Genomic DNA, 10,436 nt, shown 5'->3' with positions numbered 1-10,436 from the left:
GGGTAGGTGGCCTTCTCCGCCGAGATGAACCGGTAGACCTCGCTCACCGGTCGCTCTCCCGCGCGAAGAAGGCCGTGGCGTTTTTCAGGACCTCGATGGTCTTCTGCTGTTCGAGGTTCTGCCGGCGAAGGCGACGCAATTCCTCATGCTCGGCACTGGTCAGTTCGCCCGGGCCGCCCTCGCCGCGGTCGATCTTGTCCTGCTTGACCCAGCTCCGCAGCCCCTCGGGGCTCACTCCCAGGTCTCGGGCCACCTCGGTGACCGTTTTACTGGAGGATCGGGCCAGCGCGACGGCATCACGCTTGAACTCCTCCGAGTACCGCTTGCCCCGCTTGTTGCTCACCTGGCTCTACTTCCTCTGGGACCACGTCCCAGTCTCCAGGCGTCCAGGTCAACGGGGAAGCTTCATGAGGTGTCGCCTGCCTGGTTGCAGTTCAGTTGGTGGCGTGGGCGGCGGTGAGGATGAGGGCGGTGACGGCGGCGGGGTGGGAGATCAGTGCGGCGTGCGAGCTGTTGATCTCGACGGTGTGGGCTGCGGCGCGTTTGGCTTCGAAGCGTTCGAGGTCGGCGCCGAGGGTTTTGTCCTGGCGGGCGATCAGGGCCCAGGTGGGGATGGTGTGCCAGGCCGCGGCGGTGGCGGTGGCGGTGAAGGCGGCGGCGTCGATGGGGCGTTGTTCGGCGGCCAGGAGCCGGGTGCGGGCGGCGGGCAGGTCGGCGGCGAAGACGGCGCGGAACTGGGCGGGATCGATGGTGAGGTCGGCGCCCTGGGTGCCGTCAGGGTCGGTGTAGGGCAGGGGGCGCAGGGCGGGTGCGAGCTGGGATTCGGTGGAGCGGGCGGCCAGGGCGCCGAGGTTCTCGCCGGTGTCGGGTATGAGGGCGGCGATGTAGACCAGGGCGGTGATGTGGGGGTTTCCCGCTGCGGCCTGGGTGATGACCGCGCCGCCGTAGGAGTGTGCGACCAGGACGATGGGGCCGTCGATGGAGGCCAGGAGGGAGGTGAGGCGGGCTGCGTCCTGGGGCAGGCCGCGCAGGGGGTTGGCGGGGGCGACGACGGTGTAGCCGGCGGCTTGCAGGGTGGTGGCGACGGCGTTCCAGCCCGATGCGTCGGCGAACGCTCCGTGCTCCAGCACGATGGTCGGCTTGGTGGTGGTGGCGGCGGTGCGGGCGGGGCCAGCGGCCGCTGCGGTGAGCGGCACGCAGGCCAGCGTGGTGAGGAGGGCGAGCGTGGTGATCGCGCTGCGTCGGCGTGAGATACGGGGCATGGTCTTCTCCTGTTGACCGTGGCGTCCCGCCGCCGGTGGCGGCGGGACGCCGGGGGCGCGGTGGGTGTCAGGCGTTGATGAAAGCGAGGAGGTCGGCGTGGAAGGCGTCCTTGAAGGAGCCGACCAGGCCGTGCGGGGCGCCGGGGTAGACGCGCAGGGTGGCGTCCTTGAGGAGTTCGGCCGAACGCAGGCCGGCGGCGCCGATTGGAACGATCTGGTCGTCGTCGCCGTGGGCGACCAGGACGGGGACGTCGATGCTCTTGAGGTCGTCGGTGAAGTCGGTCTCGGAGAACTGGGCGATGCAGTCGTAGGCGGCTTTCAGTCCGGCCTGCATGCTGATACGCCAGAAGTCCTGGCGTACACCGTCGGAGACGGTGTGGCCTTCGCGGTTGGCGCCGTAGAAGGGGATGGCGAGGTCGGCGTAGAACTGGGCGCGGTCGCGCGCGACGCCGTCGCGGATGTTGTCGAAGGCCGAGCGGGGAAGGCCGCCGGGGTTGGCGTCGGTCTGGAGCATGAGCGGGGGGACGGCACCGAGCAGGACGGCCTTGGTGGTGCGGGCGGTGCCGTGGCGGCCGAGGTAGCGGGTGACCTCGCCGCCGCCGGTGGAGTGCCCGACCAGGATGGCGTCGTGAAGGTCGAGGTGTTCGATGAGCTGGGCGAGGTCGTCGGCGTAGGTGTTCATGTGGTGGCCGGTCCAGCCGTTGTCGGAGCGGCCGTGGCCGCGCCGGTCGTGGGCGATGGCGCGGAAGCCGTGCTCGGCGACCAGGCGCATCTGCTCGGCCCATGCCTCACCGGACAGCGGCCAGCCGTGGCTGAACACCACGGGCCGGCCTTGTCCCCAGTCGGTGTAGTGGATCGTGGTGCCGTCGGAGACGGTGAACGTGCTCATCGGGGTTCTCCTTGCAAGGTGGCGGAAATCGCTTTGCTGGGTTGCTGTGTGCGGATGGGCGCGCGGTGCGGCTTACCGGGAGCGGCACAGGAAGGCCAGCGCGGTGTCGGCGACCTGCTGCCAGCCAGCGTCGATGGTGAGGGAGTGCCCGCGTCCGGGGACCGCGACGATCTCGGTGACGCCGGGGTTGCGGGCCTGCTTGGCATAGCTGGCCTGGGCGATCGCGGGCGGCACGGTGTGGTCGTGGTCGGTGGTGATCACCAGCAGCGGGCCCCGCGCGGGGTTGCCGCTGTCGACCTTGGCCTCGGTCCACGGGTTGATGTTGGCGGTGGCCGCCTGGAAGATCGGCTTTCCGGCACCCGGCACGCAGTAGGCGCTGTACAGCTCGTGCGCCTCGTCCTCGGTGACGGCGTTGGCGAAGGCGTACCGGAACTGGTCGTAGGTCAGCGGTACGGCCCGGTGCAGGTTGGCCGGATTGCCCAGGACGGGTGCGGAGGAGCGCAGCGCAGCGAACGGCAGCGGCAGGACGCCGCGGAAGGGGGCGGGGCTGATCGCGACGGTTGCCTGGGCCAGGCCGCGGCCGGCGAGGATCTGCACGAGCAGTCCGCCGAAGGAGTGGCCAACCAGGGCCGGGGCGCGGTCCAGGCGGCCGATGAGGTCGGCCAGGTGGTCGGCAATCTGCCCGACGCTCTTGCCTGCGAACACCTGCGGGTGGGCCTGGGCTTCTTCCACGGTGTCGGGGTCGTCGGGCCAGCCGAGCAGGACCGGCGCGTAGCCGGCGTCGGCGAACAGGGCCGCCCACCGGTCCCAGCTGCCGGGCAGCAGCCACAGCCCGTGCACGAACACCACCGGCGGCCGCCCCGAGGCGTTGGCCTGGGTGATCTGTTCGAGGTCATGAGGAAAGGTCATGCCCCGGACGTTAGGAAGGCGATGACTGCGCGGGCATCAGTCAGGTGACCGTGCTGCCTGACGGAAGTCCTTGGGCAGCACTCCGTAGGCGCGGTGGAAGCGGCGGGTGAAGTAGCTCGGATCGGTGAATCCCCAGGTGCGGGCGATCGCGGCGATGGTGCGGTGGCGTTTGCCAGCGGCTGCCAGGTCGCGGCGCGCGCCTTCCAGCCGCTGGGTGATGATCCACTGCTCCAGGCTGATGCCGCCGGCGCGCAGCAGCAGGTACAAGGAGCGCTCCGAGAGGTGGTGGACCGCGGCCAGGCGCTCAGGGGTCAGATCGGGGTCGGTCAGGTGCTGCCGTGCGTAGGCCATGATCCGGGTGAGCTGGGTGTCCGCCCGCGCTGGGCGGGCCAGCTTGTCGTCGGCGGCGGCCGACACGACGAGGGCGCGCAGCAGCTCGACGGTCGCGGTGGCCAGGGCGGGGGCTCCCGGGTCGTCGGACAGCACCGGTACCTGGCGGATCAAGGCGCCCAGGTGGTGCTGGACCAGCCCGTACAGGGGGGATGTGTGCAGCAGCGGGGCGGCGCGGCGGGCCAGGTCGACCGGCACGCCGAGCAGGTCGTAGGTGACGTTGAAGGCGCTGGAGCCGCCGTTGTCGGGCCAGTTCACCTCGTACGGCGACGTCAGGTCGTTGATCATGAGGTCGCCGGTGTGCACGACCTGCTGGTGGCCGCCCTTGTCGTACTGGGCCAGGCCGTGGGATTGCATCGCCAGCGCGAGCATCTCGGGCTGGTCGTCGCCGCGCAGGTGCCTGGGAGTGCGGGTCTGGCGCAGACTGGTGGCCTGGGCGGTGACGAGTTTGCACGGTCCGATCGTCCACAGGTGCATCGAGGCGTGGACCTCGCCCGCCGGGTCCTGGTGCACGATCCGGGAGGCGACGCAGCCAGCCGTCAGCGCGGCGGTGACGGCCTCGGCCCGGTCACGGGCGGCGACCTGCCGGGTGTCCACGAGCAGCACGGTCCCCACCTCCTTCCCCGCATAAGTCCATTCCTGTGCGCTGAGAGTCGATTATCACCCGCCGTGATGAGCGATCGTCGACCTCGGTGCCGAACAAAGCACCAGGTGACCGCACCGTCAGAGGGGGCCGGGAGATGGAGGCGTTGTACGGCCGGCAGGCCGAGCAGGCGCGGCTGGCGCGGTTCGTCGGCGCGGTCGGGCGCGGCGCCGGGGCGCTGATCGTGCGCGGGGAGGCGGGAATCGGCAAGTCCGCGCTGCTGGACACCGCGGTGCGGCAAGCACGTGCCGGGGGGCTGACGGTCCTGGCCGCCCACGGGATTCCCGCGGAGGTCCGGCTGCCGTTCGGGGCGCTGCACCAGCTGCTGTGGCCGCTGCTGCGCGACGAGGCACTGCCCGCCAATCCGCGCCAGACCCTGAAAGCCGCCCTCGGCCAGGCCGGTACGGTCGTCCCTGATCTGTTCGGGGTCGCGTTCGCGGCCCTGGACCTGCTGGTGGAGGCGGCCGGGCTGAACCCGCTGCTGGTGGCCGCCGAGGACGCGCACTGGTTCGACCGGCCCAGCGCCGACGTCATCGCCTTCGCCGCCCGGCGGCTGGCCGGCGAACCCCTCGCCGTCCTTGCCGCGGTCCGCGAAGGCCACCACGATCCCTTCGCCGACACCGGCCTGCCCGAGCTGCGCCTGGGACCGCTGCCCGCCGACGCCTCCCGGCGACTCCTGGAACAGCGGGCCAGCGACCTGCCGCTCCGCGTCCGAGACCGGATCCTGCAGACCGCCCGCGGCAATCCCCTCGCCCTGCTGGAGCTGCCCGCCGCCGTCCGGCAGTCCGACGGAACCGACGGTCCGCTGCACTCCCACCTTCCGACCAGTGCACGGCTGGAGCGGACCTTCGCCGCCCGCCTGCCCGACATCCCCCCGGCCACCCGCGCGGTCCTGCTCGCCCTGGCCGCCGACGGCAGCTGCCGCCTGCCCGAACTGCTGGCCACCGCCGCCCGTGTCACCGGCACCCCACCAGGAGTGGAGGCCGTCGAGCCGGCGGTCGCGGCAGGCCTGGTCACCACCGACGGTCCGGCCGTGCGGTTCCGCCACCCCCTGGTGGCCTCCGCGGTCTACCAGAACGCCGCCTTGACCGACCGCATCGCCACCCATGCCGCGCTCGCCACCGTCCTGGCCGCCGAACCCGACCGGGCCGTGTGGCACCGCGCGACCGCCGCCATGGGCCCCGACCCGCAGATCACCGACGACCTGCTCGCCTTCGCCGACCGCGCCGTCGCCCGAGGCGCCCTGTCGGTTGCGGTCGACGCCCTGGAACGCGCCGCGGCCTTGGCCCCCACCGACGCCGACCAGGCCGCCCAACTGCTGCGCGCCGCCGAACTGGCCTGCAACCTGCCCGACCGCAAGACCAAGACCGCCGCCCTGCTCGACAGCACCCGCCTGACCGACCTGGGTGCCAAAGACCAGGCCCGCCGCGCCCTGCTGGAAGAACTCGCCGGATTGCGGCCCGGCGACGACCCGCTGTTCACCCGCACCCTCGTCGGCCACGCCCTCGCCGCCCGGCAGGCCGACGAACTCGAACTGTCACAAAACCTGCTGTGGGCTGCGGCTCTGCGCTGCTGGATGCACAGCAGTTCCGCCGAGCTCCGCTCCTGGTTCGCCGCCACCGTCGCGGACCTCGACCCCCACATGGAGGACTGCAACGCCGTCCTGGTCCTGGCCTGCCTCCAGCCGATCGAACGCGGCCGGGCCGTACTGGAACGCGCCGCCCTCATCCGCGAGCAATCGCCCTTCGACCCCCTGCAGATGAGCCACGCCATCGCCATTGAAGGCCTCCTCGGCGAATACCCCTCCGTCGCCGCCTCCATGGCCGCCACCGCCTCCCACATTCGCGAACAGGGCCGCGCCATGATGCTCGCCCGGTTCCTGAGCGTCTGGGCACGCGCCGACATCTGGGTCGGGCAATGGGACCGCTCCCTCGACAACAGCCACGAATGCGAACGCCTGGCCATCGCCATCGACGAACCCCTCTGGCGACTGATGGCCCTGGGCCACCGCATCACCATCGCCGCCCACCGCTCCCAGCACGACCAGGCCCAAGCCCTCGGCCAGGAGATCCTCACCGACCGCCACCTCACCCCTTACCTGCGCGCCGTCGCCCACCGCGCCCTGGGCATCAACGCCCTGACCGCAGGACACCCCCACGAGGCATTCGACCACCTCGCCCGTCTCTTCGACCCCACCGACCCGGCCCACCACTACAGCATCGAACTCTTCACCATCGCCGAACTCGCCGACGCCGCCCGCGCCGCCGGCCGCATCCCCGAAGCCCGCACCATCCTGGACCGCCTCGAACCCCTCACCGCGCACACCACCGCAGCCGCCGTCCACCTCTCCATCAACCACGCCCGCGCCCACCTCGCCCCCGACCACCAGATCGAACCCCTCCTGATCACCGCACTCGCCGCACCCGGGCTGGCCGAGTGGCCCTACCACCGTGCCCGACTCCACCTCACCTACGGCCAGCACCTGCGCCGCACCCGCCGCGCCACCGACTCCCGCCCCCACCTACGCCTCGCCCTCGATCTCCTCCAAGCCCTCGGTGCCACTCACTGGGCCGACCAGGCCCGCAGCGAACTGCGGGCAGCCGGCGATCCCTCGCCCGAGAAGGCCCCCGGCCCTGCCACCCTCACCCCCCAGGAGGTACGCATCGCCCGCCTCGCCGCCCAAGGCCTCACCAACCGCGACATCGGCCAGCACCTCCACATGTCCCACCGCACCGTCGGCGCCCACCTCTACAAGATCTTCCCCAAACTCGGCATCACCTCCCGCAACCAACTGCCCCACGCTCTCGACGCGTAGAAGCCGCCAACATGCCGGCTGCGCCGGCCGGTCCACCGCGTCATTTCCGTAGGTGCTGCGCCCCGACGCGACTGGCTCTGTCGGCAACAGCCTGACGTTCTCGTCGAATCGCAGCACCGCGGCCGGGGCTCCGCAGCGCTCGGCGAGCTGCGTTACGCCGTCACAGCTCGACCGCGAATTCCGACTCGGCCAGAAGGGCAGGCCTGTCAAAAGCCATAACGCGCCGGCCCGTACCACCGACCAGGTCAGCGCGCCGCGCACGACGCACGGACGCGAGCCGTGGTAGCTGTCGGTCATGGTGTGGATGCTGCCGGAGCCGGTGCTCGCCGAAGCCGTGAACAGCCCTGCTCTACCCAGAGGTGCCGCGGCGGAGCCGAAGTGGGATGGCTACCGGGCGCTGCTGGGGCGTTCCCGGAGGTCGCCGCGGCGCTTGGGGAGCAGTTGCCGCCGGGTAGCCTGCTGGACGGGGAGCTGCTCCTGCCCGGACTTCAGGATCGGCCGCGTCGCGGTGAGAATGCCCTGGGACTTTCCTGGGACTTCCGGCTGTATCAACGGGCATGAGCGTGAAAGAACTGAAAGACTATTTGCGCAGGTCAGCGGCGCTATTCCTTTGCACGCCCAGGTCACGAGGCCAGCAGGTCTCTTCCGCGACAACTGATCATCCCGAACCCGCAGCTACACGCAGAACGTCGCCCGCTCTCGGCGTCCCACCGGTATGTGCCACCCGACGGGGCATGCTCAACAGTATGCCTGACACCCCATCAGAGCGAGCGTCAAAGGAGCGTCACGAGCGTCATTTCAGCGTCAAGATATCGCCCGTAACGCCCACGGCGCACATAATGCGCACCGATGAAGCCGCTGGTCAGGCGCCCTTCGACGTCGGTACGAGCACCGCCACGCACTCGACGTGGTGGGTCATCGGGACACGGTCGACGGTCCGTCGCACCCGCCTAGAAGCACACACCATGAGCTGGGACAGGGGTGTCGCAACTTGTCCACCTTCTGGCGCCCCGCGGCGATCACTTCGACGCGGATGAGTCTGCCAGCACGCCAGCCGGAGAGGCGTCGCCGTTCCGGAGAGGTTGATAACACGGAAAATGCCGTCAGGCAAAACGCATTTCCTGATGAAGATGGACAGTAAACCGCAGTTCAGCCAGCGGGCGTACTCCGACGGAGAACGTCCCACCCGGCTGCTGGACTTGCGGGTTTTCCGTCCATTGTTGCGCCTGCCCCCGCAGCCGACGCCAAGGAAGTGCATGCCGCAAGACCCCGCAATACCCACGACGAACACCGAAGCAGCCCCGGCCTCCCCACAGGACGCGCGGTTGCTGACCACCGAGGAAGTGGCCCGGCTGCTGCGCGTCGACCCCTCCTCCGTGCGGCGCTGGCGCGCGGAGCAGCCGCCTCAGGGGCCGCCGTTCATCCGCCTGTCCGAGCGCGTCGTCCTCTACGACGCCACCGACCTTCAGGCCTGGCTGGACACCCGGCGCACCACACCCGGTACCCGGCGAAGGGCGGCCTGATTGCCCTACCGCCACCAACTCCCCGTCGCTGTGACCTTGTCGGAGGACGTCGAGCACCGGCCGGGGCGCAAGCTCCCCTACAAGGCCCGTGTCCGCTGGATCGACCCGCAGACCAAGCGCCGCCGCTCGGTAGCCCAGATGCACCCGACACAAGATGCGGCGCAGGAGTGGATCGATTCCCTGCTCGCCTCCGCAGCCCGCGGTATCAACCCGGCCACCGCGACCCAGACCCTCGCCGAGTACGGCGATTCCCACATGACACTGGCCCTGCGCGGTTTGGAGCCCAAGACCACCGACCCCTACCTGGGCGGATGGCGCCTGCGCGTCGTGCCGGCACTGGGGCACCTGCCGGTGACCATGGTGACCAACGGAGCCGTCGACCGCGCCACCTACGCATGGATAGCCGACGGTGAGGGCCGCTCCACCGTCAAGAACACCCTCGCCGTCCTGGTCCGCGTCATGGAGCAGGCCGTCCGAGATGGGCTGATCACCACCAACCCCGCCCGCATCAAGGGCTGGCAGCGCCAGTACCAGCTCGCCGAGGACGAACTCGACGACCCCCGCTCGCTCGCCCTGCGCGACTGGGCCGCCCTGCAAGAACTCGCCACCGCCCTGGTCGCCCGCTCCCATGAGCAGTACCCCGGCTGGGGCGACGTGGTCACCTTCGCCGCCTGCACCGCCGCCCGCATCGGGGAGGTCTCCGGCGTGCGGGTGCAGGACATCGACCTCAGGAACTGGATCTGGACGGTGCGCCGTCAGACCACCCCCTCCCCCGGCGGCCTGGCTGACAAGAACACCAAAGGCAAGACCGCCCGCCGCGTCCCCCTGATCGAGGAGGTCCGCCCGTTGGTCGCCCAGCGCGTGCTCGTCGTGGGGGGCCGGCCCGACGCCCGCCTGTTCACCGGACCACGCGGCGGACGCATCACCACCGCCGTCCTGCGCGACGCCACCCACTGGGACGAAGTCGTCCACTCACTCGGCTACGACCACCTGCGCCGCCACGACCTCCGCCACACCGGCCTGACATGGATGGCGGACGCCGGAGTGCCCCTGCACGTCCTGCGGTTGATCGCCGGACACGGCTCCCTGCCCACCACCCAGCGCTACCTGCACCCCGACCTGCACACCGTCATGCAGGCCGGCCGCACCATCAGTACCCACCTGACCAAGTCGGCCGCACTGCCGCCGCCCTCCCCTGGGCTGTCGGCAACCCTCCGCCGCTTGTAGGAACCGCACAATCCGCTCCCCCACGGCGTGATCATGGTCCCCAGCGAAACGGGCTCTGATCTGCGGCTTTTCCTGAGCCAAGGTCCCCCAGTGGTCTCCCGCTACTGACCCGTCATCAGACGAACATCGTTGCCATAAAAAGCAAGAGGCCCACTGACCTGGCAAAATGCCAGTCAGTGGGCCTCTGTGCACCGTCGGGACGACAGGATTTGAACCTGCGACCCCCTGACCCCCAGTCGGGTGAACGGAGGGGATTTCCCCGTCAAATGGGACTAACTCTCCAGGTATTATGAGCACTTACGCGAATAGTGCTCGCAAACGCGTACGCCGCGTGGTCCCCAGATGGTCCCCAATGGCTCAAAGTATTCTCCTCCTTCAGCTCTGCGTTTCCAGCAGCGCGCCATTGACAGGAATACACAACCCGACGTCCGTTCGACGGCACAGAGTACGCACGGGGACCCACCAGCTTCCAGACCGGAACCACATCTGGAGTCACCGCCACCCCGCGCCCAATGTCCCGCGCGAGTCCGAACAGTTCAACAACGGGCACCGCCCGACGCCGAGCATCACCGACGCGATGCCACTGCACCGGTTGCCGCCGCCAACCGCCGACCCATCGAAGATCGCCCGCCTCACGGTACAGAAACACGACCGACGTGACGGCAACCTCACGAGGACGAACATGTCAGGTGACTTGCCCGGATGAGTTTTCGCCACCCGCACTGTCCGGCAGTACCGAGAGCGACTGCCAGAGGGTCGAGTGAGCCCTGGACCGTGG

Annotated in this window: 8 protein-coding genes; 3 read left to right on the top strand and 5 right to left on the bottom strand. The window is 70.1% G+C overall.

Annotated elements, in window-relative coordinates; all coding sequences use genetic code 11:
- Positions 1-43: 43 nt before the first annotated feature.
- The 5 genes from BUE44_RS34485 to BUE44_RS34465 form a co-directional block, all read right to left on the bottom strand.
- A complete protein-coding gene (locus BUE44_RS34485; protein ID WP_073502965.1) occupies positions 44-343 on the bottom strand; it encodes a transposase in 300 nt (99 codons plus the stop codon).
- Between the two features lie 91 nt (positions 344-434).
- A complete protein-coding gene (locus BUE44_RS34480) occupies positions 435-1,262 on the bottom strand; it encodes an alpha/beta fold hydrolase (protein WP_073502964.1) in 828 nt (275 codons plus the stop codon).
- Between the two features lie 67 nt (positions 1,263-1,329).
- Positions 1,330-2,151, bottom strand: a complete 822-nt coding sequence (locus BUE44_RS34475; RefSeq protein WP_073502963.1) for an alpha/beta fold hydrolase — start codon at positions 2,149-2,151, stop codon at positions 1,330-1,332.
- Positions 2,152-2,223: 72 nt separating this feature from the next.
- Positions 2,224-3,060 (bottom strand): alpha/beta hydrolase, encoded by an 837-nt coding sequence (locus BUE44_RS34470; RefSeq protein ID WP_073502962.1) that lies wholly within the window; start codon positions 3,058-3,060, stop codon positions 2,224-2,226.
- A gap of 36 nt (positions 3,061-3,096) precedes the next feature.
- The gene (locus BUE44_RS34465; RefSeq protein ID WP_073502968.1) at positions 3,097-4,056 is read right to left on the bottom strand and encodes a helix-turn-helix domain-containing protein; all 960 of its coding nucleotides are present in this window, start codon (positions 4,054-4,056) and stop codon (positions 3,097-3,099) included.
- Between the two features lie 134 nt (positions 4,057-4,190).
- On the opposite strand from BUE44_RS34465, the gene BUE44_RS34460 reads away from it, so the two are divergent.
- The 3 genes from BUE44_RS34460 to BUE44_RS34450 all read left to right on the top strand — a co-directional run bounded on the left by BUE44_RS34460 (position 4,191) and on the right by BUE44_RS34450 (position 9,658).
- The gene (locus BUE44_RS34460; RefSeq protein ID WP_073502961.1) at positions 4,191-6,908 is read left to right on the top strand and encodes an ATP-binding protein; all 2,718 of its coding nucleotides are present in this window, start codon (positions 4,191-4,193) and stop codon (positions 6,906-6,908) included.
- 1,256 nt (positions 6,909-8,164) lie between these two features.
- Complete coding sequence (locus BUE44_RS34455; RefSeq protein WP_073502960.1) at positions 8,165-8,431, top strand: helix-turn-helix transcriptional regulator; 267 nt, start codon at positions 8,165-8,167, stop codon at positions 8,429-8,431.
- A gap of 30 nt (positions 8,432-8,461) precedes the next feature.
- Positions 8,462-9,658, top strand: coding sequence for a tyrosine-type recombinase/integrase (locus BUE44_RS34450; protein ID WP_235002755.1), 1,197 nt, complete (start codon positions 8,462-8,464; stop codon positions 9,656-9,658).
- The last annotated feature ends 778 nt before the right edge of the window (positions 9,659-10,436 follow it).

The sequence above is a fragment of the Actinacidiphila paucisporea genome, assembly GCF_900142575.1.
GTDB lineage: Bacteria > Actinomycetota > Actinomycetes > Streptomycetales > Streptomycetaceae > Actinacidiphila > Actinacidiphila paucisporea.
This window is presented reverse-complemented; position numbering and strand designations above follow the sequence as displayed.